General features: G+C 42.4%; 26 protein-coding genes, 1 pseudogene and 1 riboswitch. Of the genes and pseudogenes, 8 read left to right on the top strand and 19 right to left on the bottom strand.

The window, feature by feature from the left end:
* The 14 genes and pseudogenes from citC to ISALK_RS01440 all read right to left on the bottom strand — a co-directional run bounded on the left by citC (nucleotide 1) and on the right by ISALK_RS01440 (nucleotide 13,136).
* Nucleotides 1-1,044: a [citrate (pro-3S)-lyase] ligase gene (citC, locus tag ISALK_RS01500; protein WP_160718460.1), complete on the bottom strand. Its 1,044-nt coding sequence runs from the start codon at nucleotides 1,042-1,044 to the stop codon at nucleotides 1-3.
* Between the two features lie 291 nt (nucleotides 1,045-1,335).
* Nucleotides 1,336-2,196 (bottom strand): shikimate dehydrogenase, encoded by an 861-nt coding sequence (locus ISALK_RS01495; protein WP_160718459.1) that lies wholly within the window; start codon nucleotides 2,194-2,196, stop codon nucleotides 1,336-1,338.
* A gap of 70 nt (nucleotides 2,197-2,266) precedes the next feature.
* Nucleotides 2,267-2,704, bottom strand: a complete 438-nt coding sequence (aroQ, locus tag ISALK_RS01490; RefSeq protein WP_160718458.1) for a type II 3-dehydroquinate dehydratase — start codon at nucleotides 2,702-2,704, stop codon at nucleotides 2,267-2,269.
* Nucleotides 2,705-2,866: 162 nt separating this feature from the next.
* The gene (locus ISALK_RS01485; RefSeq protein WP_160718457.1) at nucleotides 2,867-3,559 is read right to left on the bottom strand and encodes an MgtC/SapB family protein; all 693 of its coding nucleotides are present in this window, start codon (nucleotides 3,557-3,559) and stop codon (nucleotides 2,867-2,869) included.
* A gap of 34 nt (nucleotides 3,560-3,593) precedes the next feature.
* Nucleotides 3,594-4,931 (bottom strand): annotated as a pseudogene (gene mgtE, locus ISALK_RS01480) (magnesium transporter); the annotation flags it as partial.
* Between the two features lie 250 nt (nucleotides 4,932-5,181).
* Nucleotides 5,182-5,352: riboswitch (M-box (ykoK) riboswitch) on the bottom strand.
* Between the two features lie 88 nt (nucleotides 5,353-5,440).
* Nucleotides 5,441-5,581 carry a lmo0937 family membrane protein gene (locus tag ISALK_RS15200; RefSeq protein ID WP_160718456.1) on the bottom strand — a complete coding sequence of 47 codons (141 nt, stop codon included), beginning with the start codon at nucleotides 5,579-5,581 and terminating at the stop codon, nucleotides 5,441-5,443.
* Between the two features lie 159 nt (nucleotides 5,582-5,740).
* The gene (locus ISALK_RS14990; RefSeq protein ID WP_236660219.1) at nucleotides 5,741-5,881 is read right to left on the bottom strand and encodes a hypothetical protein; all 141 of its coding nucleotides are present in this window, start codon (nucleotides 5,879-5,881) and stop codon (nucleotides 5,741-5,743) included.
* 24 nt (nucleotides 5,882-5,905) lie between these two features.
* Nucleotides 5,906-6,736, bottom strand: a complete 831-nt coding sequence (nadC, locus tag ISALK_RS01470; RefSeq protein WP_160718455.1) for a carboxylating nicotinate-nucleotide diphosphorylase — start codon at nucleotides 6,734-6,736, stop codon at nucleotides 5,906-5,908.
* Between the two features lie 56 nt (nucleotides 6,737-6,792).
* Nucleotides 6,793-8,472, bottom strand: coding sequence for an L-aspartate oxidase (locus ISALK_RS01465; RefSeq protein WP_160718454.1), 1,680 nt, complete (start codon nucleotides 8,470-8,472; stop codon nucleotides 6,793-6,795).
* A 13-nt stretch (nucleotides 8,473-8,485) separates the two neighbouring features.
* A complete protein-coding gene (gene nadA / locus ISALK_RS01460; RefSeq protein ID WP_160718453.1) occupies nucleotides 8,486-9,418 on the bottom strand; it encodes a quinolinate synthase NadA in 933 nt (310 codons plus the stop codon).
* Nucleotides 9,419-9,542: 124 nt separating this feature from the next.
* The gene (locus ISALK_RS01455; RefSeq protein WP_160718452.1) at nucleotides 9,543-10,247 is read right to left on the bottom strand and encodes an SGNH/GDSL hydrolase family protein; all 705 of its coding nucleotides are present in this window, start codon (nucleotides 10,245-10,247) and stop codon (nucleotides 9,543-9,545) included.
* 138 nt (nucleotides 10,248-10,385) lie between these two features.
* Nucleotides 10,386-11,078 (bottom strand): cysteate racemase, encoded by a 693-nt coding sequence (gene cuyB / locus ISALK_RS01450; RefSeq protein ID WP_160718451.1) that lies wholly within the window; start codon nucleotides 11,076-11,078, stop codon nucleotides 10,386-10,388.
* 2 nt (nucleotides 11,079-11,080) lie between these two features.
* Nucleotides 11,081-11,659: an HD domain-containing protein gene (locus tag ISALK_RS01445; RefSeq protein WP_201756812.1), complete on the bottom strand. Its 579-nt coding sequence runs from the start codon at nucleotides 11,657-11,659 to the stop codon at nucleotides 11,081-11,083.
* A 262-nt stretch (nucleotides 11,660-11,921) separates the two neighbouring features.
* A complete protein-coding gene (locus ISALK_RS01440; RefSeq protein WP_160718450.1) occupies nucleotides 11,922-13,136 on the bottom strand; it encodes an EAL and HDOD domain-containing protein in 1,215 nt (404 codons plus the stop codon).
* 217 nt (nucleotides 13,137-13,353) lie between these two features.
* Here ISALK_RS01440 and ISALK_RS01435 point away from each other — a divergent pair, with 217 nt between their 5' ends.
* The 4 genes from ISALK_RS01435 (at nucleotide 13,354) to ISALK_RS01420 (ending at nucleotide 17,768) form a co-directional block, all read left to right on the top strand.
* Complete coding sequence (locus ISALK_RS01435) at nucleotides 13,354-14,514, top strand: HD-GYP domain-containing protein (RefSeq protein WP_160718449.1); 1,161 nt, start codon at nucleotides 13,354-13,356, stop codon at nucleotides 14,512-14,514.
* Nucleotides 14,515-14,838: 324 nt separating this feature from the next.
* The gene (locus tag ISALK_RS01430) at nucleotides 14,839-15,798 is read left to right on the top strand and encodes an ABC transporter ATP-binding protein (protein ID WP_236660218.1); all 960 of its coding nucleotides are present in this window, start codon (nucleotides 14,839-14,841) and stop codon (nucleotides 15,796-15,798) included.
* Complete coding sequence (locus ISALK_RS01425) at nucleotides 15,785-16,795, top strand: DUF2705 family protein (RefSeq protein WP_160718448.1); 1,011 nt, start codon at nucleotides 15,785-15,787, stop codon at nucleotides 16,793-16,795. Before ISALK_RS01430 ends, ISALK_RS01425 begins: the two co-directional genes overlap by 14 nt.
* Nucleotides 16,796-16,892: 97 nt before the next feature.
* A complete protein-coding gene (locus tag ISALK_RS01420) occupies nucleotides 16,893-17,768 on the top strand; it encodes a GDSL-type esterase/lipase family protein (RefSeq protein ID WP_160718447.1) in 876 nt (291 codons plus the stop codon).
* 102 nt (nucleotides 17,769-17,870) lie between these two features.
* On the opposite strand, the gene ISALK_RS01415 is transcribed toward ISALK_RS01420, so the two are convergent.
* The 3 genes from ISALK_RS01415 to ISALK_RS01405 all read right to left on the bottom strand — a co-directional run bounded on the left by ISALK_RS01415 (nucleotide 17,871) and on the right by ISALK_RS01405 (nucleotide 21,937).
* A complete protein-coding gene (locus ISALK_RS01415) occupies nucleotides 17,871-19,295 on the bottom strand; it encodes a carbon starvation CstA family protein (RefSeq protein WP_160718446.1) in 1,425 nt (474 codons plus the stop codon).
* A gap of 131 nt (nucleotides 19,296-19,426) precedes the next feature.
* On the bottom strand, nucleotides 19,427-20,209 hold the full coding sequence (locus ISALK_RS01410) for a LytR/AlgR family response regulator transcription factor (protein WP_160718445.1): 783 nt from the start codon (nucleotides 20,207-20,209) through the stop codon (nucleotides 19,427-19,429).
* A 33-nt stretch (nucleotides 20,210-20,242) separates the two neighbouring features.
* Entirely contained in the window at nucleotides 20,243-21,937 is a 1,695-nt protein-coding gene (locus ISALK_RS01405; RefSeq protein WP_160718444.1) for a sensor histidine kinase, read from the bottom strand.
* A gap of 472 nt (nucleotides 21,938-22,409) precedes the next feature.
* Here ISALK_RS01405 and ISALK_RS01400 point away from each other — a divergent pair, with 472 nt between their 5' ends.
* Nucleotides 22,410-23,516: a D-alanyl-D-alanine carboxypeptidase family protein gene (locus ISALK_RS01400; RefSeq protein ID WP_160718443.1), complete on the top strand. Its 1,107-nt coding sequence runs from the start codon at nucleotides 22,410-22,412 to the stop codon at nucleotides 23,514-23,516.
* A 121-nt stretch (nucleotides 23,517-23,637) separates the two neighbouring features.
* Nucleotides 23,638-24,981, top strand: a complete 1,344-nt coding sequence (locus tag ISALK_RS01395; RefSeq protein ID WP_160718442.1) for a CapA family protein — start codon at nucleotides 23,638-23,640, stop codon at nucleotides 24,979-24,981.
* 112 nt (nucleotides 24,982-25,093) lie between these two features.
* Here ISALK_RS01395 and ISALK_RS01390 read toward each other — a convergent pair whose 3' ends face one another.
* Complete coding sequence (locus tag ISALK_RS01390) at nucleotides 25,094-25,513, bottom strand: flavodoxin domain-containing protein (RefSeq protein WP_160718441.1); 420 nt, start codon at nucleotides 25,511-25,513, stop codon at nucleotides 25,094-25,096.
* A 351-nt stretch (nucleotides 25,514-25,864) separates the two neighbouring features.
* A complete protein-coding gene (locus ISALK_RS01385; protein ID WP_160718440.1) occupies nucleotides 25,865-26,242 on the bottom strand; it encodes a DUF6608 family protein in 378 nt (125 codons plus the stop codon).
* A 255-nt stretch (nucleotides 26,243-26,497) separates the two neighbouring features.
* Between ISALK_RS01385 and ISALK_RS01380 the strand changes: the two genes are divergently transcribed.
* Together ISALK_RS01380 and ISALK_RS15265 are read left to right on the top strand one after the other, a co-directional pair.
* Nucleotides 26,498-26,842 (top strand): ArsR/SmtB family transcription factor, encoded by a 345-nt coding sequence (locus ISALK_RS01380; RefSeq protein WP_236660217.1) that lies wholly within the window; start codon nucleotides 26,498-26,500, stop codon nucleotides 26,840-26,842.
* Nucleotides 26,835-26,966: a hypothetical protein gene (locus ISALK_RS15265; RefSeq protein ID WP_306770675.1), complete on the top strand. Its 132-nt coding sequence runs from the start codon at nucleotides 26,835-26,837 to the stop codon at nucleotides 26,964-26,966. The genes ISALK_RS01380 and ISALK_RS15265 overlap by 8 nt, the downstream gene beginning before the upstream one ends.
* Nucleotides 26,967-26,993 lie beyond the last annotated feature (27 nt).

The following is a 26,993-nucleotide window of genomic DNA, read 5'->3' as shown; positions in this document are numbered from 1 at the left end:
TTAATGACGTCGGTTTTCTTTTCCCAGCTTTTCAATAATTCCCTTGGCTTTCTTGGATAATAAAAAATTATAAGTACTTTCCGGAACTAAGTGTCGAACACTTTCCACCCCTTGTTCTACCAACCCTTTTCGAACCATGGAGGCGCTGATTTCCAGTCCCTCACTTTTTTTCCTAGGGATCACCTTCACTTCAATACCGACCTGCGGAAGAATTTTTTCCATCGTCTTATTATATAAATTGGTCACGGCGCAGAAGGGTTCCTCCCCGACATAACGACGATTAATACCCAGGGCCGGAGCGATGTATTCTTTGAAAATGGTTACGTCCAATGAAGCCTGGGATTCTACCACGGCTTCTTCTCCCTGTATAAAATAAGACGGAAATGTGGCACCGGAAATCACATAATCCCTTCCCCTATGCACCCGTACATTGGAAAGGTGTTTCGTTCCCTTTTTTACAAGCTCATAGCGGATGTCTGAAGGAAAACTTGATTGGTCCTCCCATAAAACAAATACATGGACACCGTCACATTCCTTTGCTGCCTTTTCAATCAGGTATTGATGACCTAAAGTAAAGGGATTGCAGTTCATTACAATGGATCCTATGATCTTTCCCTTGATCTTCTCTCTTTTGAGTTCCCGGACAAAACCATGGATGCCCTCTTTATGATTTTCCAGTAAACAAACCCGATCATTCACCTCTACAACGGCATAAAATCCCAAATCCTCGAAAAACTTTCGGTTTTCCGGCTTTGTATAGACAAAAAGATGTCTCTTTCCCCGATAATAAGCTTCGTTTATCAGTTCAGAAACTATTTTGTTCGTTACCCCCGATCCTTGAAAATTTTGTTTTACCGCTATGGATTTCAACACTTTTCCCTTCAAAGAACCAGTGCCGATCATCTCGTCTTTATGAAAAACTGCCAAGGTATATTCCACGTCCCTTTCCAGCTCAAGTTCCTGTTCATTTAAAAACAGGACAACTCGTTTACGTTCTCTCGCGGTGTTCATTTCCCTTATGGTGATTTCAAAGTCGATGTTCATGTAAATCCCCCTTCAGTTTTTTCCTGCAGTTTCTCATCTTCGTTTTATAACTTTCTTAAGCTTAATTCCTTAAAATTACATATAGGACCCTAGAAAAACCCTTCATACATGATGGCCGTATAAACTTAAAATTTTTCTCTTACTACAATATACCAATTATCTTATCATTAATAAAAGACCCCTTCAATATTTGAAAGGATCTTAAAATTCGGTGCCACTACTTCCCTGGGATTTTCTTATGAAATCATCGCGGTATGCAATCGTTGTTGTACGTTGTTCCTTCGTGGAAATCTACTTATAAAACAATTCACTTTTAACAGCATCCACCGGCATTTTCTCCCCGGTCCATATTTCAAAAGCCAAAGCGCCCTGCCCCAGTAGCATCCCCATTCCTCCAATTACTTTGCAACCTCTATCCACGGCCATTTTCATCAGTCGGGTTGTTCGAGGAGAATAAATGATATCCGAGACCACCAAATCTTTTCGAAGCAGCTTCGGATCCGGGATGACACTTTGATCCTCACGGGGTTTCATTCCCAAAGGGGTACAGTTGACAAACACCCCTGCAGTTTTGAGTTCTTTTTCTAAAGCTGCATCCGTAAGCTTATCGCCGTTTACCAGCACTCCGGGGATGTTATCCCGGATCCCGTTGCATATAACCTCTCCGTCAGCCCCCTTTCGGCTAAGAATCACGATTTCTTTTGCACCTTCCAGGGCTAACTGAACCGCAATGCTTCTTGCCGCTCCCCCAGCCCCGGCCAGTACAAATTTTTCCTCCCCAAGGGAAATCCCCTCCTCCCTTAGGGATTTTACAAATCCCATTCCGTCGGTGTTGTATCCCTTTAACCTTTTGTCGGTGATTTTCACGGTATTAACCGCGCCGATCAGTTTCGCCTCCTTGGAAACTTCATCAAGGAGGGGGATAATCGCTTCTTTGTTCGGCATGGTCACATTAAATCCCAGAGCGTCCAAAGTCTTCAACGCCTGCACTCCCTCCGTCAGGTTTTCCTGATTGACGGTAAAGGCCATGTAGACATAATCCAACCCCAGTTTTGTAAATGCAGCATTTTGAATATAAGGGGATGAGCTGTGTTCCACAGGATCCCCTAATAATCCAACCAACCTTGTTTTTCCACTGATTATTTTCTTCATATTGTCACTCCTCGTATCACTTGTGCAGTATATTTTTCCTCGATGAAACACCAAAAGTTATTCATCCTAACTATTCCATCGACGCTACTGCTGCCCGAAGACCTAACAGATAACTGTCTACTCCGAAACCGGAGACTACTCCTTGAACGATTTCCCCAAATACTGAATGGTGCCGAAAGGACTCCCTGGCATACACATTAGACATGTGCACCTCCACTATGGGCACCTCAAGAATATCCAGGGCGTCTCGGATTCCGTAGCTGTAATGGGTCCAGGCTCCTCCATTGATCACAATTCCATCAACCATGTCCTCATAAGCTCTATGAATTCGATCACACATTTCTCCTTCGTGGTTTGTTTGGAAAAATTCCACATCCACCTCTAAGGTCTCGGACAGCTCAAGGATACGGCGATTAATTTCTTCCAGGGTTACGGTACCGTATTGTTTCGGATCTCGTTTTCCAAACATATTATGATTGATTCCGTGCAGTACCAAAATCTTTCTCATGATCCTGTTCCTCCTTTAATTGATACGTGTTAGCTACTGATAAGTTTTATTCTACAGTCCCTTTATAATATTCGATACCATCAAGGAAATCTCCTGCTTCCTAATGATATATTCTAAAAAACACCGACACTAAGGTCGGTGCTTTGCTTATCGAAAGGCTATTTACACACTAGCCTTCCAGCCCACGGAGGTAACATGTTTCTCAAGACTCAGCTTTCCAGCCAGTTCTTCAATCTCTTTATGGGATTTTTCGAAGGCTACGATGTCTGCAAAAATCTTGACGTCACCGGTATCCTCCTGCTCCTCACTTTTTAAATAGCTAAGCAAAAGGTCCTCCTTTGCCATTAAATCAATTAAGAGAGCGCGGATTTGAAACTCAACTTCCTCATTGCACCGCACTTTTATTCGGTAATGAATTTCCTCTTGATCCTCATCTTTAGACGTGGAGGGCAGATTGATTTTCTTTAAGAAAAGTCGTAAATAAATATTGGCAAAGAGAATAAAAATGGTCCCAACTACGGCTTCTGCAATAAATCCGAAACCGGTGAGTACACCGATGGCCGCCGCACACCAAAGGGTTGCCGCAGTATTAAGCCCCCGAATATTAGTCCCTTGGCGAATAATTACTCCGGCGCCGAGAAAACCGATTCCCGATACCACTTGGGCTGCCATTCGAGTGGGGCTCCCTTCTCCCTCGATCATGGTGGACAGGGTAATAAACAAAAATGCTCCCAGACTCACCAGTACGTTGGTTCGAACACCAGCCATACGTTGTCGCTGCTGACGCTCAAACCCGATGGCGCCCCCCAGCAAAAATGCAAATATAATTCGTATTAAAAACTCCATTGATACCATTATTACACGTCCCTACTTCAATTTTTATCGTTTTTTACATTAAATGTCCAAGAAATTGATTAACCAGTAAAAAGTAGATTAAGAGTCCACTAATGTCTTTTATTGTTGTAATAATTGGATCGGAACCTGCCGCTTGATCCACTCCAAACTTCTGCAAAAGGAAGGGAATCATAAACCCGAGGGTTGTGGCAATGGTCATGGTGAGTCCTAAAGCTAGCCCTACGGCCAAACCCAGCCCTTCAATCGGCTGCCATGCATTGGCAATCAGTCCTGCTACTACTCCTACCAATGTACCCATGCTAGCTCCTACCAAAACCTCTTTTCCCAAATGCTTCAAGAATCGATCCGGCGTGATATGGCCTAAAATGAACCCTCTTGCAAAAATAGTGGAGGATTGGGTACCGGCATTTCCACCCATATCCATAATAACCGGAATGAATATAGCCACTGCCGCAATAGCTTCCAAGGACTCTTCAAAGGCACCGATAACTGCTCCCGCCGCAAGACCTCCAAATAATGCAATAACTAAAAATGGTAATCTGACCGCCCAAATCTGCAGAATACTACCGTCAATTAATTTTGCGCTTCGAGAAGATTCTTTTGTTTTCAAATTTGCCAATCCCGCTTTATCATAAATATCCTCAGTCATTTCCTCTTCTAATATATCCATTCCGTCATCATAGGTAATTACCCCTACTAATCGGGATTCTTTATCCACTACAGGAACTGCCATAAAATCCAGATCTTTTAGGATTCCCGCCACTTCTTCCTGATCCGTATCAGTTTGAACCTTTATGACATTTTCATTCATCAGTTCTTTGATCTTTTGATCTTCTTTTCCCATCATCACTTCTCTTAAAGAAATTACTCCTTCAAGCTTTCGTTTGTCATCAGTAACGTATAGGGTGTAAATACTCTCAATATCCTCTGCTGCATTTTGTACTTTTTTGAGAGCTTCCTGAACCGTATCCTCTTTTTTAATCTTCATATAAGAGGGATTCATTAGACGTCCCGCGGTTTCCGGCTCAAAACCCATCAACAGGGCGGTTTCTTCCTTTTTATCCTTGGGGAGGGTTTCCAAAAGACGTTTTGTAACCTTCGCCGGCATTTCGTCAAAGAGTTTTACACGATCATCGGGGGCCATTTCCTGGATTAACGCTTCCGCCCGACTATCTGTGAAAGATTCGATTAATTTTTGCTGTAAAAACTGATCCAGTTCTTCAAAAATATTCAATGCCCGTTCCTTTTCCAACAACCGAAAGATCATCACTTGGTCCTCCGATGCAAAGTCCCTTAGTAGTTCTAAAATTTCAATTTCCGATAACTCTTTTAAGGTTTCCTTTAAATCTTTGATACTTTCATTTTTGATGTGAGCCCGTACAAGAACTTTTTTTCATTAATGTTGTTCATGGTACTTCCTCCTCCAAATGCTTTTTTTCGTTTATAAGGGTTTGGTTTTTTTCCTTTCTGTTTTCGCAAAATTGTCCGTCGGGGTCCATGGGCTCACCTCCCTATTAAATCGAGAACCGATTAGTTTTAACTCCATTAAAAAAAACGACTCCGAGAAGTCGTTTTTATATCAAAGGAACATGAATAAAGCCTAACGGCTTCATTCAAACAACAAACGATTCTCCTCGTACTGGTTTCAACACTAGATGACGTAGATTCTTTATAGAATCAGTTGCCTTAAGCAGACCTTAATCCGATCGTGCCTGTTCTACCCATTGGCGTGTCTCCACATTTTTGGGCAACAACCTATGTTCATCTAGGAGTCTCTCCTAACAAGATCATTAAATTCAATTTTTATTATTTTTAACTTACAAATATATGCTATCATCATCCAAATAATTAGTCAATAGAAAAAAATCGTTCTATGACGTTTTATTTGCGTCCCGATAACCGATTAAAAATAAATACGGCTATTGCCAGGATCAAAAGTAAGTGGATCAGTCCGCCGGCAATTTCCAGTACAAAACCAGCCAACCATATAGCTAAGATAATTAAGATAATTGTATAAATCACGGTACCTCCTCCTTTTTTGTTTTCACGAAAATTTCTTAGGAAATACATACCCTGATTTTTCCCTAGGAAACTTCTTACCTATATTTCCTAAATCTATAATAGACTCAAAACAAAACATGAGGCGCCGATTTCGGCGCACCTTTCATTATTATCTTAGCTTTATACCGTTGTTTCTCCTGTATGCGGGCTTTCTTCCAGTTCCATTTCTCTTTCTGCAATAATATCTTCAATGGTCTCCTTTTTCAGCATCAACTCTTCCAATATACTTTTCGAATAATCCTCTTGCCCGGAGATGGACACGTTCCCTGCGTCAAGTTCAGAACTTTAGTTAATATTTAAACTGAAATCCATGGCCTTTACCGAATGGGTCAGAGCCCCAATGGAAATAATATCTACTCCGGTTTTTGCAATATCTTCGACTCGCTCTAAGGTTACATTTCCCGAAGCCTCCAGCACTGCACGGCCGTCTGTGAAGTCCACTGCTTCTTTCATTTCTTGTATTGTCATATTGTCAAGTAATATCATATCCGCATTTTCTTCGATTGCTTGGGTAAGCTCTGCTGAATTTTTTACTTCCACTTGAACTTTGACCGTGTGAGACAGACCCTTACGACATCCTCTAATAGCAGGCTTCACTCCCCCGGCGGCAATAATATGGTTATCCTTGATCAGAACATGGTCACTTAAACTGAAACGGTGATTGATTCCGCCTCCTAACTGCACCGCTTTTTTCTCCAAGGCTCGAAGCCCTGGGGTAGTCTTTCTCGTATCGGTGATTTGCGCTTTAGTACCTTGTATTCTTTCAACGTAGTTTTTTGTGGCACTGGCAATTCCGGAAAGTCTCTGCAAAAGGTTCAACGCGATCCGCTCACCTTTTAGAATGGAGTTTAAAGGGCCTTCTATGGTAATTACTTCCTGACCATTTTGAACAATTTCCCCTTCCTTCACCGACAAAGTTACGGTGATGCCCTCATCTAACCGGGAAAATACTTCTTTGAATACAAAACCTCCTGCAAACACACCATCCTCCTTTGCGGTTACTGTCCCTTTTCCTGATTTTCTACCCAAAACCAGTGCATCCGTGGTCAAATCTCCGTAGGGGAAGTCCTCTTCGAAAGCCCTTTCGATTAATTTCTCTAATCCGTATTCCCTCATATTTATAAACTCCTCTGCAGTAAATTATTTTCTTTTCTTTTAATCATTTTCTATTTTTAAGGGTTCTTTTCATCTTGCACTTTGTAATGGGCTCCAATATTCTCTTCTCGCTCAAGTGCCGCCTTGGTCATTACGCGGGCAACGGTTAAATGATTTTTAACTTCATGAAAATCTCTTTTTTCCTTCCCTGTCCATTTTTTGGGGGGATCTTTATCATCAAACAGTCTTAAAGCAAGCTCCTGATCCAAAAGAAATTCACTTAACAGGCGGTCTTTTTTTATAATGCCTAAAACTTTTTGTGTATCCTTCTTCAACGCTTTTCGAAAAGCCCTCAGTTCCTCATGAGACCAGCTAAACTCTCTATAACTCTTGTTTTCCAGAAAACTGTTGCAATTCAACGTAATTCTTTGGACAGACTCTTCCTGTATCGTTTCAGGAAATGCTTCGGTAATTTTATTAGCTGCTCTTCCTGCAAAAACAATGGCATCCAATAGGGAGTTACTGGCTAGGCGATTGGCTCCATGAATATCACTGCAAGCACATTCCCCCACAGCAAATATTCCCGGAATTGATGTTTCGGCATAGTCATCCACTGCAATGCCTCCCATGATATAATGACTGGCTGGCGTTACCGGCAGGGGTTCCTTTGTAATGTCATAGCCTCTTTTTAATGCTTTTCGATAAATCTTCGGAAACCGCTGCTTGATGAAGTTTTCCTCCCGATGGGATATATCCACTGTAACCATGGTCTTTGGAACTTTTTGAAGTTCCTCAAAAATTCCTCTTGCCACCACATCCCTTGGGGCTAAGTCTCCCATAGGATGTCGTTCTTTCATAAAAGCCACCCCTTCTCCATTACGAAGTGTTGCCCCTTCTCCCCGTAGGGCTTCCGTCACTAAAAAACCTGTACCTTCTTTAGCCTGAAAGTAAGTGGGGTGAAATTGATTAAATTCCATGTTTTTTATTTCGATTCCCAGAGATTTACCAAGGGCTATACCGTCACCCGTGTTGCCTTCAGGATTTGAAGTGTGCTGATACAGCCCCCCGATGCCACCAGTGGCGATCACTATGTTCGGACTGTAAAACTTTCCGACATCACCCGTCGGAAGAATTACCGATACCATGCCGCCTTTTTCTCTGTTCCCCGGGTCTTCTTTGCTTTCCCCGGCACCTTGATTCTCATCCCCTTGATTATTAGAACTATTCTGCCAGTCCGAAAAGTCCGTAAGTTGATAAGCATAGGTTTCTTCCAGTAGGGTAACCCCTTTTTTATTCCGAAGCTTCCTCTCCAGTCCGGTCATTATTTTTTTTCCGGTTTCATCTTTGCAGTGAAGGATGTTTCTCCCGGAGTGACCTCCTTCCCGGGTTGCTAGAAGATTGCCCTCCGAATCCCGATCAAATGGAACCCCCCACTCTATGAGCTTTTCAATTTGTTTCGACCCTTCCTTCACCAATATTTCTACACGTTTGGGATCGTTTACATACCCTCCCGCCTTTAGAGTATCCTGATATAAGGTTTCACCAAAAATAGGCGAAACAATCCCCCCTTGGGCCATGTTACTGGTGCTACGATCCAGGGTTTCCTTGGTGATCATCAATACCTTCAGTTTCCTCTCGATACTCAATGCGGTAAACATCCCGGCAATTCCAGTTCCGATAATAATCACATCGAAATATTCCGGAGTTATACCAAATGACTCTGGGGTTGCCGAGCTTTTTTCCATCCCTTGATTCATACGCTCCCACCTCTTATAATGATTTAGGACTGTTTATAGATACGGCCAGCATATTAGATAGAGCTTTTTCTGCTTTATTACGGGTCTGTTCCTCTAAATGGATTTCATGTTCTTCTTCCTTCAACGCCCGGTAAACATCCTTTAACCGGGTCTTTTTCATATTGCTGCAAATAAAGCTGGGAGCCAGCAGAAAAAAGTTTTTATTGGGCAGTTGTTTTTTTAAGCTCTCCACCACCCCCATTTCCGTTCCGATAATAAAGGTTTTACTATTAGAATCTTTGGCATAGTTGATAATGGCCGTTGTACTTCCGATAAAGTCCGCTTCTTCCAAGACTTCCTGCCGGCATTCCGGGTGTGCCAGGAACTTTCCTTCAGGATGCTTTCCTTTGGCCTTTATTGCGTCTTCTTTTCTTGCTCGGTGATGGGTAATGCAGTATCCCTCGTAGGGTATAACGTTATTGTTTTTCGAATGTTGTTTTACGTAGTTTCCCAGATTCTGGTCCGGAATAAAGAGGACCGGATCCGCTCCCATACTATCTACTACAGACAGTGCATTAGAAGAGGTACAGCAAATATCGCTTTTTGCTTTTACTTCTGCTGATGTATTGACATAGCAGACCACTTTGCCGTTAGGATGCTCAGATTTAAAACTTTCCAGCTTTTCTTCATCAATCATATCCGCCATGGGACACCCGGCATCCCTTACGGGAAGCAAGACTTTTTTATCGGGAGACAGCACTTTCACACTTTCCGCCATAAAATGTACCCCGCTTAAGACAATGGTTTTCGCCTTAACTTCCCTGGCTTTTCGGCTCAGTTCCAAGGAGTCTCCAATGATGTCCGCCACTTCCTTTACCTCCTCCACTTGATAGTGGTGGGCTAAGATTACGGCCCCCTTTTCTTTTTTCAATTGGTGGATTCTTTGAATCAACGTATATTTATCCATGAATTCAACCCTTTCCCGGTTTTTGGTGTCTTGTCACCTAACATGTCAAATATACCACAGCTTCCTATCAGTTTCAATCAAAAAAATGTACCAGGGGGTCGGACCCCATGGTACACTTTTGTGCCTACTTCACTTTTTCCCTGACTAATTTTGCAAGACCCTTAGCTCCTGTATCATTTAAATGGACCCCATCCACGGTGAGCACTAAATTTCGCTTTTGGGAAAGTCTCATTCTTCCCAGGCTTGTAATGCTTTTTAAACCATCGATCACCACTTGCTTCGGATCCGGATCTATAAAGTAATCTTTTTTATTCTGTAGTTTTTCCAGGGTCTTTTTCTGCCAGGCGTAAAAATCCACCAAGAGAAGACCCTCCTTCTCAGCGATGGCCTTAATAATATTGTTGAATTTCTCCGTTTTTTTGTTTCTTTCGTGGCTCAAATTCTCTCCTACTACAGGAATATTGATCAATACTGCCTCTTTTTCATGCTCTTTCAGTAAATCTACGATTTCTTGGTAACTCTTTTGAAACTGGATTTCCGTTCGGCTAGGTCTTGCCCCTTCTTTTTTTACCTTGTCAATTTTTCTAAGCCTGTTTTTCCATTTCGGTGAAGACTTTTCCAGATAGGGGAGCAAAATATCGTTTGTACCTATTTGAATAATGTATTTTTCATGTTTGCCGTGTTTAATGCTGTGTGAGAGTCTGGGATATAGACCTTCAACGGTCTCCCCTCCAGTCCCCTGATTTTGGTACTTTCCCTTTTCCAGGTATTTTAAATAGGATACCCCGGGGGTACCCTTGGTAATGCTGTCGCCAAAACATTGAATCATAATATGCCTCCTTGTACTTCATTTTCTTTTATTGTACACCAGAGGGAAATTACTGTCTATAAAAGACCTAAAAGGAAAAAGTGTACCATAGGGTCCGACCCCATGGTACACTTTTTCCTTTTATTCATTTATTCTGTCTTACTGCTTTGCCTTTTTCACCAGTTCCGCGGCCAGAAGATCCAAGGTATTGATGAACTCTATATTAACGGGAAACTTAAACATGCTGTGAAGGTAGGATAGCTCGGTGCAACCAAGAATCACCGCCTCAAAGCCCTCCTCTTCCATCCGGTAAAGCAGTTCCTGGTACTCCTCTAAATCAATTGGTCGTTTTCCGGATTTGATCTGTCCGTAAATCATTTTCATAATGACTTCCTGATCCTTTGGCTTCGGGGACAATACTTGGATACCTTTATTTCTTAAAGAAAAATCATAAATCCCGGTTTCGATGGTTCCCGCCGTGGCAAAAAGCACGATCTTCTTACGGCTATCGTTATTCAATATCCGCCGGTATGTTAGCTCCACCATATTAACATAATCCCCCTCCACCTCTTCAGTGAGGCGATCAAAGTAATGATGAGCGGTATTGCAGGGCATCCCTATTATATCAGCGCCCCCTTCCCGAAGAACTTTTGCCGACTGGATCAAATAAGGCAGAGGGTCTTCCCCTTGATGCAGGATAGCCCGGGTTCGGTCAGGGACCCTCGTGTTGGAGTAAATAAGGGTTGGGATGTGTTCCTGATCCGACTTTGCATCGGTGTGATCGATGATCAACCGATACAGTAACAGAGTCGCCTCAGGACCCATGCCTCCTAGTATTCCAATAGTTTTCATAACTATTCTCCCTTCCTGTGAAAAATGCGCTGAACAGTTTCTTTAAACTCTTGGTACATTGCATAGGATTCCATATCTTTCAAAGATTCCACCAGACTGTCATAATACCATTGCTGATCTGTAAAACCTGCATTAAAACGGTCCCACAGTTGATCCCCTATTTTTTCATAAGACCGAAGCATACTTCTTGCATTACTCAGTTTATCCGCACAGACAATCAACTTTACATCGGTGTTTAAGCTTTTTATTGCTTCGATGGTATGAGCCTTGCGCTTATCCCAGGGTCTTTCACTCCTACCCTCAAGTTCTTCTGAGGCCAGGAGCACTAGTTCCTTTACCCGGGAAGTAAACCACTTTTCAAGATCCGACACCTGTAAGTTGCCATCCTCCAAGGTATCGTGAAGAATCCCCGCAGCGAGAATTTCCTGATCCTCTACCCCGTTACGTTGAAGGATCATAGCGATTTCAAAGGGATGGACAATGTAGGGGATATCCGTGGATTTTCGTTTCTGATACTCATGGGTTTTTGCAGCAATTTCAATGGCTTTCACCAGTAGCTGATCCTTGTGAATGTTCTCCATAGATCTTCTCCTTTATATAGGGTTTATTCTTATTATAATTCTCCCTTTATTTTAAAAACCCTTTATTTAAGGATTAATTTTCTTTTCTAATATTTTAACCTGTGGGTATTAACAATTCCAGTTGTATAGGATAAATCCTCTATAACACTGATTCCGTCTAGTTATTTTTCTGCCGTAATATCCTTTAACCATTCAAGGGACGTCTCTTCCTCTATGCATCGAGGGATTTTATTTGCCTATTAAACGCAGCCAATCAGTTTTTCTACACCATGTCTGCCATCGTCTTTTTTCCCCAGTCCACGGATTGTAAGTAACAATCAAAAACCTCCTCCGGTTTCAGATTCAATTTCTTCGCCAGTCGATCAATACTGCTCCACTGTGCCTTTTCATAGGATTTAATCATTTCAACGATATCCGAGAGCTCGCCCTGTTCTTCTTCAAGCAATGCGCTTCGAACAGTTTTCGACAAGGACACCCCTTCCAGAGCTTGTTTCATATCTCTATCTGTTAAGGCGTCAATCGTACTGAAAAGCCCCATTAATGCTGCTTCATGCTGCTGTTTTTTTAACCGACTGCATTTAGCCAGCCTTTCGGCGAATTTAGATCGAATAAGGGAAAGTTGCACCAGTGCCTGGGGCTTGTCACTTCCCAGCTCTTGAATCATCAGTACATGAATCCACCGTTCCAATTCTTTTAAACCGATGTAAGTTAAAGCTTTCTTTATAGAATCCACAGAATTTTCCCGAGTCCGACCGCTGATTACCCGAATAAATCGATAGGCTAGGTTCACGTCCTGACCGATCATCTCGGCCAAACAATCAAAAGAGGGCTCTTCCCGTTGCAATTCCTGAATCAATCGAATGTACTGAGTCTTAGTGGTGGTCTTCGTTCGATTTTCAGCCCCAATGATAGCGGGTTTACTAAAGAAAAATCCTTGAAACAAAGTAAATCCCATGGCTTTGGCTTGTTGAAACTCTTCTTCACTTTCAATTTTTTCCGCCAGTAGCACTTTCTTTTCTTTCAATCCCATTTGAACCGTTTCTCTTAAGGTGTTCAGCGGTGTGGCCATCAAATCATACTTGATAATATCCGCCTCTTTAACTAAAGGATAGGACCCGTAATCATGAACAAAATCATCCAGGGCAATTTGATACCCCTGTTTCGAAAGATACCGAATACGTTCCTGTACACTCTCACATACTTCTACATCTTCCAAGACCTCCACCACAAGTCGGCTTGGAGGAATCAATTCTACAAAGTCCATCCCGATCAATTCATGGTCAAAGTTAATAAAGGCCTTTTTATTCTCCACTATTTTTTCAATCCCTGACTCAAAAAGGCCTGCAATCACACTGGCAGTGGCATGTGCAGCGGAGCTTCCATCAAAGGCCCGGGATTCCCTCCCTCTTCGAAAAAGCAGTTCATATCCATATACTCTCTTTTCTGTATTGAAGATGGGCTGTCTTGCAATGTACATATTCATCCCCCCGGATTCATGTTTTACATAGTACTATAATACCACTTTTTATACCTTTTGAATAATCATTAAAGACAACTCGTAAAAACTTTGTGGCAATCTACGGTAAATCCAACTGTTTGTGAAGGAATAGTAATAATTGTTGAATGGATTCAGGTGTAATGTTAAGATTTATAGGACTATATTCTTATCACTGCATACAGAAAGAAGGTAAAAAATGATATCTTTGCTCGACTTAACGATAGAACTGTCCAGGGCTTCGGACATGATCAGTCCTAAAGTGAATGAGCATCAACGGCAAGTGGCTTATATCGCCTATGCCCTTGGGGAGGAGTTAAACTACCAGGAAAATGAAAAAAACGATTTGGTAATTGCGGGTATCCTTCATGATATCGGAGGCCTTAGTATTCAGGAACGCTTGGATGTTTTAACCTTTGAAGTCCTTAATCCCCATAAACACGGTAAGATTGGTTGGCTACTCCTTAGAGAGTATAAGGAGTTTCAAAAGATTGCCCGGATCATCAAACATCATCATGTGGATTGGGAAGAAGGTAAGGGAGCGTTCCACGAAGGAGAAAAAGTATGTCCCTCCAGTCATGTGATTCACTTAGCGGACCGAATCGCCACTTCTTTAATCGGTTTGCCTATTAATACAGAGAATAAACGGCTGGTGATGAAAAGACTGACCAAATACCAAGGGAAAAAGTTTCATCCTAGCATGGTAGCAGCTTTCCATCGTCTTTGTAAAAAAGAATATTTTTGGTACGATATGGATTCCATAAGAAAAGGAGGAAATTTTTATAAGCGCCCTAAACTAAAGGATTATACATTAAACCTTCAGGAGCTTTTAGGGATCAGCAAACTCTTTGCCCGAATTATAGACTTTCGAAGCCGATTTACCGCGGTGCATAGTGAAGGTGTGGCCTCAGTGGCAAAAAACCTGGGAATAGCCATGGAAATGGATCCTAAAACAGTGGCGAAAATCGAAATTGCCGGTTACCTTCACGATATCGGTAAACTTACAGTGCCGAGGCAAATTTTAGAGAAGCCCGGTCCCTTAACCGAGGATGAATTTGAAGTGATGAAAGGCCACACCTATCATAGCTACATATTATTGGATCGGGTGAAAGGGATGGAGGAAATCAACAGTTATGCTTCAATGCATCATGAACGCTTAGACGGAGAAGGTTATCCCTTTAAACGACAAGCCCATGAACTTTCTACCGGCGCGAAAATCATGGCGGTGGCTGATGTATTCACCGCTATTACCGAGAATCGCCCTTATCGAAAAGGAATGATGGAAGCAAAGGCTCATCAAGTGATAAAAAAATGGGAGAAGAACAGGCCCTGGATCCTGAAATCGTTTCCGTCCTTTTGAAGCGATGGGAAGGAATTCGTTGGGAACGAATTCGTTCTCAGGAGAAAGCAAGGCAGCGCTACGAAACCTTTGCTGAAGAAATAGCTGCCCTTTAATAGCCGAAAGATTTCAATGAGTTTTCAAAAGACTTCTCTCTTTTGAATGCTCTTTTTTTTGCCTTTCTTCTATTCCTTTAGAAGATTCTTCTGTTTTACAATCTTACTTAGCTCAGCCTTTTATTTATTAATAAATGTTATCAACTCATTGATTCACTTCCCTTTTTTCGGGTATAAATTCTTCATTGAATAATCCATGTTCTTAGGGCTATAGAAAGTTGGGATAGTAATGATGGACCAAGATATCAAAAAAGAGAAAAATAAAAGACGGGAAAATAAAGATCCCGTATTAGAACTGAGCAATGTGAAAAAAACCATCCGAAAAAAAGGAATTATCAAAGGCATCGATTTATCCGTATACGCAGGGGAAGTTTTTGGTTTTCTCGGTCCCAATGGAGCGGGAAAAACCACCACTCTACGAATGATTGTGGGGCTGATTCGAATGACAGAAGGAGAAATCAAAATCGGAGGATACTCGGTGAAAAAGGATTTTGTGAAGGCCATGGAAAATGTGGGTTGCATCATCGAAAATCCGGAGATGTACGATTATCTTTCCGGCTGGGAAAATTTAAAAGTTCTTGCCTCCATGGAAAGGGGTATTACCAAGGACCGAATTAAGGAAATGGTAAGCCTTGTGGGACTGGAAAAGCGAATTGATGACAAAGTATATACCTATTCTTTAGGGATGAAACAGCGTCTTGGCATTGCCCAGGCTTTGATGAAACGGCCGAAACTATTAATCCTCGATGAGCCAACTAACGGATTGGATCCTTCGGGAATCAGCGAATTTCGACATCTGATTCGCTCCCTTGCAGAAAAAGAAAATCTCGGGGTGTTGGTATCAAGCCACATCCTTGGGGAAATGGAGATGTTGACGGACCGTGTGGCGATTATACGTCAAGGTAGTATCGTTAAGGTCACCTCTGTGGATGAAATCATTAAAGAAAAGGGAATCACCTATCGACTGGCGGATCCTCTTAAAGCAAAATCCCTGATCGAGACCGAATTTAATGGTCAAGTGCAAATCAGAGATGATGAAGAACTGGTGGCTTTCGTGAAGGAAGAAGATGTCCCTGCCATAAACCAGCGACTTTTTTCCAAAGGAATCCCCCTATATTATGTGGCGAAAAACCAAAAATCCCTTGAGGATCTTTTCCTTGAGCTGACAGCAGGTGATGAAATTGTATAATCTGGTAGGCAACGAGATACTAAAACTTTTTATGAAAAAACGGCTGTTTGTGGTTCTGGGCATTCTTTTAATTTTAATCGGGTTATTCGCCTATGGGGAACAGTACACCCGGGACCGCACCGAAGCCCGAGTGGCAGAAGAGCTGGGGATTGAGGATGTCGACGACTGGCGGGAAATTACCAATCAACAGCTTCGGGATTTGGACCGACGGTTAGAAAATCCCTTCATCCCCGAGGAAGGCCGGGCTTCCCTGGAAGTTCGGGCAGAGCAGCTTCGTTACTATTTAGAAGAGGACATCAACCCCACTACCTTCAGTGCAGGACAATTCATGAGTAACTTTATGGAACAGTCTATATTTCTCTTTCTCCCTTTATTGATTATCCTGTTGGGAGCCGACATTGTCTCGAAGGAATCCACCACCGGTACCATTAAACTCTTAATGACCCGTCCGGTACCCCGTTGGAAAATCCTTACCTCAAAAGTTTTGGCCCTGATGGTGTTGGAGATGCTGGTGATTTTCGCTATGGCGGGGATTTCTTTAGTCATCGCTTACTTCACCTTCGGAAGCTTAGGTTTTGGAGAGCCGGTGATTACCGGGTTTCGGATCGTTGATGGCAGTCTCGATACTTCCAACATTCAAACCGTGAGTCTGGGTTTGTACAACATCATGGTTTACTCTTTAGGTTATATCGTTGCCTTTACCATTGGGAAAATGGCACTGATGGTTTCCGTATTAGTAAAGAGTACCCCGGCGGCTATCGGAATTATGATGTCTTCCTTAATCGGTGGCACTTTTCTCAGCTTCTTTATCGGTGACTGGGAATTGACCCGTTACCTTTTTAATGTAAATCTACAACTGACGGATTTCCTTTCAGGCAATCTCCAACAAGTGGAGGGACTTAGCCTGGGATTTTCCGTCGCTGTACTGATGGCTTGGGCCTTAGGTTCTGTAATTATCGCCTACGGTGTCTTTCAATATAAGGATTTTATGGATTAAAATTATGAAATTCGATCTTTAGAAATTGTCTCATATAAGTTTGGACTATATGGATCAACCTTTGGCAGGTTTTCATTTTGGATTAGGAGGAACAACCATGTTGAAATTTATTAAAAATTATTTATGGCCCGTATTTCTAGTGCTTTTCATTATTGGAAGCGGATTTTTCATCTTCGGCGTGTATAATTCTTTTCAGGTCGTCTCCGGTGAGGTTTCAGAAGAACCTTCTGAGGATGCTACGGAGAATGAAGAGGAGGATTTCATCGAAGACCCGTTGGATGAAAACGACGACGAAGAAACCACCGAGGTCCCCGGAGAGGACGCAGAGGAAATTAGGGAAGATTCTTCGGAAGGGCTTAATTTTATAAGTCTCGGCGATTCTTTAGCTCGAGGTACCGGAGATGATGAGGGACTCGGTTTTTCAGGAAGAGTTGTAGAAAATCTTCGAGACTCCTCCGATGAGCCCATCACCTATAATAACTTTGCCGTGGACGGTTTTCAAAGCCCCCAGTTACTGGAGCTTTTTGAAAATCCTGACCTAATGGAGGAAATCGAAAAAGCCGATATTATTTTCCTCTCCATCGGCGGAAATGATTTGCGAAGGATTCAAAATCTGGCAGTAGAAGAACAGGAAAGAGCCTATGAATCCTTGGAGGAGATGTACTTTGAAACCCTGGAAGAGACCTTCCGCCTGTTACGCGGTGAAAACCCCGAGGCTCTGGTCATCTTCCTCGGTCTTTATAATTTGGACTACTCGGAAGTCAATCAGGATGAGACTGAATTTCTTCTACGCTGGAATGCCGCTGCTAATCAGTGGATTTCCTTAGAAGAGAATGCAGTGTTTATTCCCACCTATGACCTTTTCCAGTTTCAATTAGAAACATTTCTTTCCTTTGACGGTCTTCATCCCAACGATGAAGGCTATGAAGCCATCGCACAACGGATCATTGATGTTCTTCCCTCTTTTGATTAGGTTCAACCAAAGGGTGAACCAAAGGGGACGGGGGTGTTCGGTACATGATATGTACCGAACACCCCCGTCCCCTTTGGTTCACGTCCCCTTTGGTTCATCTTATTATCCTTCTAAAACTTCTTTCACCTTATGTTTTTGCCCCTTTAACATAAACCACCCAAAGGTGAGGATAGCGGCAATAATTCCAATTGGATAGGAAATAGAAGTTGCCAACTGAAAGCCTTCCGGTGCTTGTAAAATATAGGTGACAATCACTGCAGTCATAAAGGTTGCCGGAACCGTTGCAATCCAATGAAACTTCTGATTTTGCACCAGGTACGCCGCTGAAGCCCAAAGCACTACTGTAGCTAAGGTTTGGTTCGACCAGGCAAAGTATCTCCAAATAATATCAAAATCGATCAAACTTAAAGAGAATCCGATCACGAAAAGAGGTAGCGCTACTATAAGTCTCTTTTTCAACACTTTTTGATCACTCTTTAAAAAATCAGCAACGGCCAAGCGAGCGCTTCGAAAAGCGGTGTCTCCCGAAGTAATGGGACAGGCAATAACGCCGAGCATAGCTAACAGTCCGCCAACAACACCCATTAAGGATGTGGAAACATCATAGACTACGGCTCCGGGACCACCGGCATCCAGGGCTCCTGAAAGTCCGTCAGTTCCGTAAAAGAAGCTCATAGCCGCCGCTGCCCATACCAAAGCAATGATCCCTTCGGAAATCATAGATCCGTAAAATACCCTTCGCCCTTCACTTTCCTTACCGCAACACCGTGCCATTAAGGGCGACTGAGTTGCATGGAATCCACTGATGGCTCCACAGGCAATCGTAATGAATAATAATGGCCATACGGAAAGATCACCGGGATGAATATTCTCTGCAGTAAGAGGTGGTAATTGATACCCTCCTACCAGCAGCATCGCTGCAATTCCCAACGCCATAATAATCAGTACCGCGCCGAATACGGGATAAATCTTTCCGATAATCTTATCCACCGGTAAAATCGTCGCCAGAAAATAATAGGCTAAAACAATTCCCAACCACACTTGAGTGGAGCCAATTCCTAAAAAGTTCAAATTACCAAGAAGCATGGAGGGCCCTGTCATAAATACGGTACCCACCAACACTAATAGAACAACAGAGAAGCCTCTCATAAACTGTTTGGCGCCGCCCCCTAAATATTTACCCACAACTTCGGCAATACTGGATCCGCCGTTTCTTATAGATAACATCCCCGAAAAGTAGTCATGGACGCCTCCTGCAAAAATGCTCCCAAGGACAATCCAGATAAAAGCTTGAGGTCCCCAGAGAGCACCTGCCACCGCTCCATAGATTGGTCCAAGCCCTGCAATGTTTAAAAATTGAATCAAATATAGTTTGTACCAAGGCATTTCAATAAAATCCACCCCATCAGCCATTTCCACCGCAGGAGTTTCCCGCTCCTCCTTGATACCGAATACTTTTTCCACAAATTTACCGTACAGCACATATCCGAAAACCAATACGACTATAGAAATAAATAATAATGCCATAAAAAAAACCTCCTCATATAATAGTTTTTGATTAAGTCCATTATACAAGGAAGTCTTGCTGAATATTTGATTAATTGTTAAGCGGTTTACTTTTACAGATAAACGGTCACTATTGTCAGCTAAACCGTATCCTAATTCTGGATATTCATCTTTTTCTTAAAGCTCTTGCTTCTGCTTCGACTCACTGGAATCAGATTATCCGGTCTCTCCTTCACTTTTATCTGCAGTGAGTTGTTAAACCAGTAAACCACTTCCTCAATCTTTTCCAAGTTCACAAGAAAGCTTCGATGGATTCGAAAAAAAGGAGGATCCGGTAATTTAGTTTCCCACTCCGTCAACGTAAAGTTAGAAGAAAAATCCCCTTTACTGGTTACCACTTTCGTATTCCCTTCTTCAGTTTCAATATAAATGACTTCTTCAATATCCAAAACATACAACCGGTCCTCTCGCTCCAATGTCAGTTTTTTAGACTGATGTTTTTCTTGAAGATGTTCCTTTAACAGACGCTGTACCGAGGAAATCGGGTTTTCCAGAGCTTTTTTCCCCTTTTCCCGGTATTCTTTTTCGATCCGTAGTAAGGTCTTTTCAAACCTTTGATCATCGATGGGCTTCAATAAATAATCAACAGCGGCGTAGTCAAAGGCTTTTAAGGCATATTCGTCGAAGGCAGTAACGAATACGATTTTCGAAGGATATTTTCTCAATACCATCTCTTCTGCAATTTCCAAACCCGTCATATCCTGTAGCTGAATATCCAAAAACACCACGTCGAAGGTTCTTCCCTTCAAAAAATTTAGGGCTTCCTCACCGCTTTTCGCTTCTTCTATGGACAACTCGATGCTATTATAATCCTGAAGAAGGGCGCGAAGCTGTTTCCGCGCTGGCATTTCATCGTCCACGATTAAAATTTCCATACTCCGCCTCCTTATATAATATGTTTATGGCTATTATGCTCCCAGTGGGAAGCGAACTTCCACTTGGGTTCCTTTTCCTTTGGAACTTTGAATTTTCATTCCGTAATCTTCTCCATATAGAGTGGTTAAGCGTTTGTGGATATTGATCAATCCTACGGAGGTTCGCTGTCCTTCCCTTGGGTTTTCCTTCAACAGTTCAGGAATTCTTGTCGTTGAGATGCCTGTGCCGTTATCTTCAATTCGAACCAGATAATCTTCATTTCTGATCAACGAGGAGATTTTCACAATTCCCCCATCCGATTTAGGAAGAATACCATGAACCACGGCATTTTCCACAATCGGTTGCAAAATTAACGGCGGAACCCTTACCCCGTCGCCGGTATGAAGATCGTACTCCACTTTCAGTCGGTCTCCGAACCTTGCCTCTTCAATTTCCAAATAGGACTGAATATGAGAGATTTCCTGGTCAAAGTCCACGAGTTCTCCTTGGGTGGAAAGGCTTTTTCGAAAGAGCACCGCCAGGGAGTTTAATAGACCCTTGGCCCGTTTGCCGTCAAAGAGCATGAAGGATTGGATCGTGTTGATGGCATTGAAAAGAAAATGGGGATTGATCTGAGCCTGCAGGGCCCGTAGCTCCGCATCTACCAGGAGCTTTTCCTGGGCTTCCACCCGGCTGACTTCAATTTGGGTGGAGAACAGCTGAGCAAGCCCCAGGGCCAGTTTTTCATCCAAATGGGTAATGCTGTGCTCTGTCTCCCGGTATAGTTTCAGTGTTCCCACTGTTATATCCTGCTCCTTTAAAGGAACCACCACAGCGGCCTTTAATGGACAGTTATCATGACTACAGTAGATTCCACCTTTTTTCCGAATAATTCGATGCTTGCCATCGGCAAGAACTTCCATAGTGGCTCTTGTTCGCACTGGTTCTCCGGTTTTATGGTGGTCCCCTCCTTTTCCGATATGAGCAAGAATTTTTTCTCCATCGGTAATGGAGACCGCAGCAATATCCACATCCTGATAGATGATTTCCACGACCTTATTTGCTACATCCTCCTTCAGTCCCTTTCGAAGATAGGGTAAAGTAAGGTTGGCAATTTTTAAGGCTTTTTCTGCCTGACCCGCAGCAATTCGTTCCTGTTCATTATAGATATTCTCAAGGATTCCTACAAAAAGAGCAATCCCGATGGAATTGACGAATACCATGGGCACCAGGATGATCTGCACCAAGGCCAGAGCATCAGCAAAGGGTCGTGCAATCAGTAAAATAATACCCATCTGAGCTATTTCCGCAAGCATTCCGAAAAACAGTGCGTATTTCCATTTCTGCTTTTTATTTCGAAGATAATAGTAAAAATATCCTCCCATCAGTCCTTCCACGATGGTGGAAATCCCACAGGCAATCGCAGTAAAGCCTCCGATATCAATTAGAAAACGATGGCCTCCAGCGATAATGGCGGCTCCAAGCCCCACCAGAGGCCCTCCCAGCAGAGCGCCCACCATGACGCCCACCACCCGGGTGTTGGCAAGGGCTCCGTTAACCGGTACACTGGAGTAGGTTCCAAGGATGCCGATAACTCCGAATACCACTGCAAGGATCAGTTTGTCCTTTTTACTGGCATTTCGTTTTATAATCAAGCGTTTAAATATTCCTATTTTAGAGATGATCACCGCTAAGATGATGATCAGTCCTAATCGATTTACTAAGGCGAAAATCATTTCTGCTAACATTATGTCACCTTCCTTTATGGACCTATTATACTAAAAAGAGCGAAAAGATGCTAGAAATATCTAAGATTTAGCCCAAATAGCTCAAAAAAGACGGAGGCAATTCACCACTAAGGAACTGAACAGTTCTTCTCAAACATAATTTTTCGCCTTGGACCATACATTCTTAAAGACTACCTTTTCTATTTCTTATGTAATCCTTGGATTTATCTCAGTTTCCAACTAAGCCTTCTGTTATAGAGATAAAAAAGGTACAAAAGTCCGTGTTGCCTCCAAGGATGTCGATTTCTTTGGACCACCGCCCCTTTCTTTTGAAGCAATGGTTCATAAACCCTATCTTATTGCCTTTAGAGAAATTGTATAAATAAAACAATTTATTGCAAAGGAAAATGGCAAGTGTTAAAATTAATCCAGAAACAGGAATGACAGGAAGTTTCAAATCCAGTGCTTATAAAGTATTTGAAAGGAGTTCAAAATGACCAACACCAATCAGAGCAATACCCCCAAAATAAGTAAGATCATGAACAAACAAGGAAAAGTTTTTAATAATAAAATTCTGATATTAGTACTTCTAATGGCCCTCTCCCTTGTAATTACAGGATGCAATATTGATTCAGTAGACAATGACTCTGAGGACAACGGCGACACGGGAGAAGTTGAAGAAGATGGAGAAACCACCGATCCCATTGATGGGGATAGTGAAGATAAGGGAGAAACAGAGCCCACCGAACCGGAAACCTTAGCCGAGGAGCTGGGCATTGAAGAAATCAATGAAACCATGTACACTCTTATATCGGTTCCTTATCGTGAAGAGCCTATCTATGAGGCGGAGGTTCTTGGCAAGATTGATGCGAAAGAACCAGTGGAAGCTTCGGGGATCGTAGCCAATGGATGGATCCGGCTAGAAACCGAAGACACCTCGGCATATATCCACCAAGCTTTTTTATCGGAGGAAGAAATCGAGACGATGACCTGGGGAAGCGGAGAAATGGAAGAGGAAATGGTCATTCTTCCAAATCCTGAGGATATTGAAGCCATTGTAAATAAAGAGATCGCCTTAACCCCGGACTTCCATCCCGAAGATTTAGTTCAACCGGATGTCCCTTGGGCAGAAGTATCCAATTACCGCTATATGCGCATTGAAGCCGCTGAAGCCTTAGAGGATTTATTCGATCACGCTTCAGAGGAAGGTCTCACTCTATTGGGTAGAACCGGGTTCCGAAGTTACGAAGCCCAGGAAAACATTTTTATCAACTTTGTAAACAATCACGGTTATGAAGAGGCAAGAACCTTCAGCGCAAAACCGGGACAAAGTGAACATCAAACGGGACTTGCCATGGATATTACCGCTGACAGTGTAGACGGTGGGTTATCTTCAGACTTTGGTAGCACCGAGGAAGGCAAGTGGGTTGAAGAAAATGCCCACTTACACGGTTATATTATTCGGTACCCCAAAGAGAAAGAAGAAATTACAGGATATATCTACGAACCATGGCACATACGTTATGTAGGAGAGGAGCTTGCAACAGAGCTTTACGAAACGGGTTTAACCATGGAAGAGTATTTTGGTCAAGTCCAATAAAATATTGCAGTCTGCTAAATTTTAAAACCACTACTGAATCAGCGGATCATAGAACCCCAGAATCTTAGTATCGGGTTTTCTTAATCCTTGAAGTTAAAACACTCGTGAAAGGAAGATGAAATTGTTTAACAAAAAAATTATTTCCTTGCTGATAATATTATTAATTGGAGTTTTTTTGATTACTGGATGCAATATTCAACAATCAGATGCCCCGGAACCCAATCAAGAAAACGGAGAACTAAATGAACAGAATAACAACGTCGGAGAAGACAGCCTGGAGGATCAGGAAAATCAAGACTCGGAAGAGTCGGAAGAAGTTCAAGAAGTTGAAGAGTTCACAGAGGTTACCATATCCGCCGTCGGTGATGTGATGGTTCACCAAAGTCAATTGGACGCCCAGTACGATGCAGGGGAGGATGCCTATGATTTTCATAACAACTTTTTGCATCTGAAGCCTTACTTAGATCAAAGCGATATCAATATGGCTAACCTGGAAACCACCTTTGCAGGACCGGAGCGGGGGTATTCCAGTTTCCCTATGTTTAACACTCCCGATGCCCTGGGAGAAGCTCTAAGGGATGCGGGTTTTCAGTTTATCAGCACGATCAACAACCACACCTATGATACCGGTGAACAAGGCTTCTTCAGAACCCTGGAGGTTTTAGACGATCAGGGGCTTACGGCCATAGGTACCCGCAGCGATGAATCCGAGAAACGGTATACCATTGAAGAAGTGGAAAATATAAAAGTCGGTATGACTGGATATACCTATGAAACTGAAAAAATGGGAGAAAGTATCTCCCTAAACGGTATTCCCGTACCACCACATATCCAGCCCTTGATGAATACCTTTCATGACCACTACCAGGAAGAGGATATTAAGGAAATGGAAGAAATTATAGAGGCTATGAAAAAAGACGGTGCCGACATTATTGTGTTTTTTCTTCATTGGGGAAATGAATATCAGCGAGAACCCAGCGGTTATCAAACCCAATTAGCCAATAAATTATCGGAGCTTGGCGTTGATGTGATTTTCGGTAGCCATCCCCATGTGGTCCAGCCCATGGATATTATAGAAAATGACGGCCACGAAACCTTGGTGGTGTATTCCATGGGAAACTTGATTTCCAACCAGAGAGAGGAGACTTTAAGAAACTACACTTCCAATGCGGAGTACACGGAGGACGGTTTAATGGTCCACGCTACCTTTGAAAAGAGCTCCTTAAGTGAAGAGATTGAAAGAACCTCCGTAGAATACACCCCGCTATGGGTTCATCGCTATAATGAAGGAAGCGGTTTTGGATATGAAGTCCTCCCTGTGGCGGAGACCATCGATAATTTTGAAGACTTTGATATTCAATCGGAAGACCTTAGGGATCGAATAAGAACATCCTTGGAAAGAACCGAGGAAATAGTACTTCAGAATAATGACACTTTTATTCTTAAAAAAGATGCTACGCACTAGATATAGAACCAAAGGGGACGGAGGTGTTCGGTACATGATGTACCGAACACCTCCGTCCCCTTTGGTTTACCCTTTGGTTTACCCTTTGGTTCATTCTTTGATCCACTTGAACTTACTCTTCCAACTGTCTTTTCCCAAAATCCACCGCATTAGAAAGGTCCTCTTCGTTGGGATAACCCTTTGCAAAAATCCAGAGGAAGCTACCTTTACAAATAAACTCATCCTTCGACACTTTAATCCCTTTGCTCACCAAGATCTGGCGCACCTGATCCTGAGTATTTTTCATACCGGTGCTGGAAGTCATCAGTACCGCCTTTTTTGCAACTCCTTGATCCAGGTTTTCAACATAGGTCAATAACATCGGATCACTTTTCCCTCCGTAAATGCCCCCTATCACAAAGAGCAAATCCACGTTTTCGAGCTTTGGATTTTCTTTTACATCCAGGGCTTCTACCTGTAAATCTTTTTCCAGACGCTTTGCAATTTTTCGCGAATGACCGGTTTTGGTAAAGTAGATAATTTTTGAGTTCATTTTATCCTTCCTCCTCGAATCAAATTCTTTTCCGACTTAAGCCCTTCTGCTAAAGCGAAACACTATCATTGTTATCGACACAAAGAGTAAAATTCCCAGCAAGGATTGGTAAAAAAACAGTCCGCCATCAGGATCAATGATGCTTTGAAGGGCAATGATTAACGTGCAGTATATTACTGTGATTAGGGTAAATATTTTTGCAGTGAAGCGAAAGATCGATTGATAAGCTTTGTTGTAAAAATTCCTGAATATATTTTGAAAATTGAAATTTTTCTTGCGCTGCAGCACATCCTTCCACATGAAGATCGTAATGATGCCAGCGATGATCACCAGCCGCGTCTTCATATGATCTTAGGCATAGGTACCTTCCTTAGGTGTATCGAATCCCGTCAGCATCATTAGGCTGTTCAGGAATGTGATTATCATAAAAATTATACAGATCGCCTCCGAGGGACTTTCTTTTATTTTTCCAACTGTTTTGCTGCGTACTCTATTGCTTCCTGTTCCCTTAACCCGGACGGATAACTTCCCATAAACTCCGTTGTATAAGCTGAATATTGCAAGATAAATTCCGTACCCCAAAAGAATACTTCGAACCAGATCCCGGTATGCATCGGGGTGCAGGGTCGTAAAATATCCAACAATATACAAAAATAGCATTGCAAGGCTACAAATTATCGTTAAAATCGCTATATTATTCCTGACTTTCACTAATACACTTTTTCCCATCAGCGCTCCTCCTACTGTACACTGTGAACAATTAATTCTTCAACAACTCTATATTTTCACTTCAATACTACCGTAATCCGAACTTATTAAGAACCGCCCCAGGACTTCTTTATTCTCCGTCTTAAGGCGGAGTTTACGGTTTATTATTTGGCGCTTCTCCCTCTTGACTTATTTTACGTTTAACATTTGACAAATCCATTTAAGTATATTATGATTTAAATCAGAAAACACTTAATCAAACAGGAGATGATTATTTTGGATAAATTTGTCGCAATTATGCGAGCTTTGGGGGACCAGAACCGATACCATATCGTGGCGTCTCTTCTACAACATAACTACTGTGTTGGTGCGTTGGCAAAAAGATTGGGATTGTCTGAGTCTGCCGTATCCCAGCACTTAAAAGTTCTTAGAAATGCCGGCGTGGTAAAGGGAGAAAGAAAAGGCTACTATACCCACTACTCCGTAGACCGGGAGTTGTTAAAGAGTGCGGCATCGGAACTTACAGCCTTAGGGAATCTGGAAAAACTCCCCATGGAATGTTCAAAATCCCGAGGGAGTAGTCACTCCTGCTCTCGAAAGGAGGTGAAACAAAATGGATAAGAAAAACTGTGAACATCCTGAGCGAAAGCCAAAAGATGGGAAATGCAGTGAAGAACTAATCGAAAAATGTCATGGCAAGGATTCCAAACATCCTTGTAATGAAGAAGACGAGAAAAATGCATAGGATTCTATTTTGAAAGAAACAGAATTT

The sequence above is a fragment of the Isachenkonia alkalipeptolytica genome, from assembly GCF_009910325.1.
GTDB classification, from domain to species: Bacteria; Bacillota; Clostridia; order Peptostreptococcales; family T1SED10-28; genus Isachenkonia; species Isachenkonia alkalipeptolytica.
The sequence above is the reverse complement of the archived record's forward strand: the minus strand, read 5'-3'. Positions and strand labels throughout refer to the sequence as shown.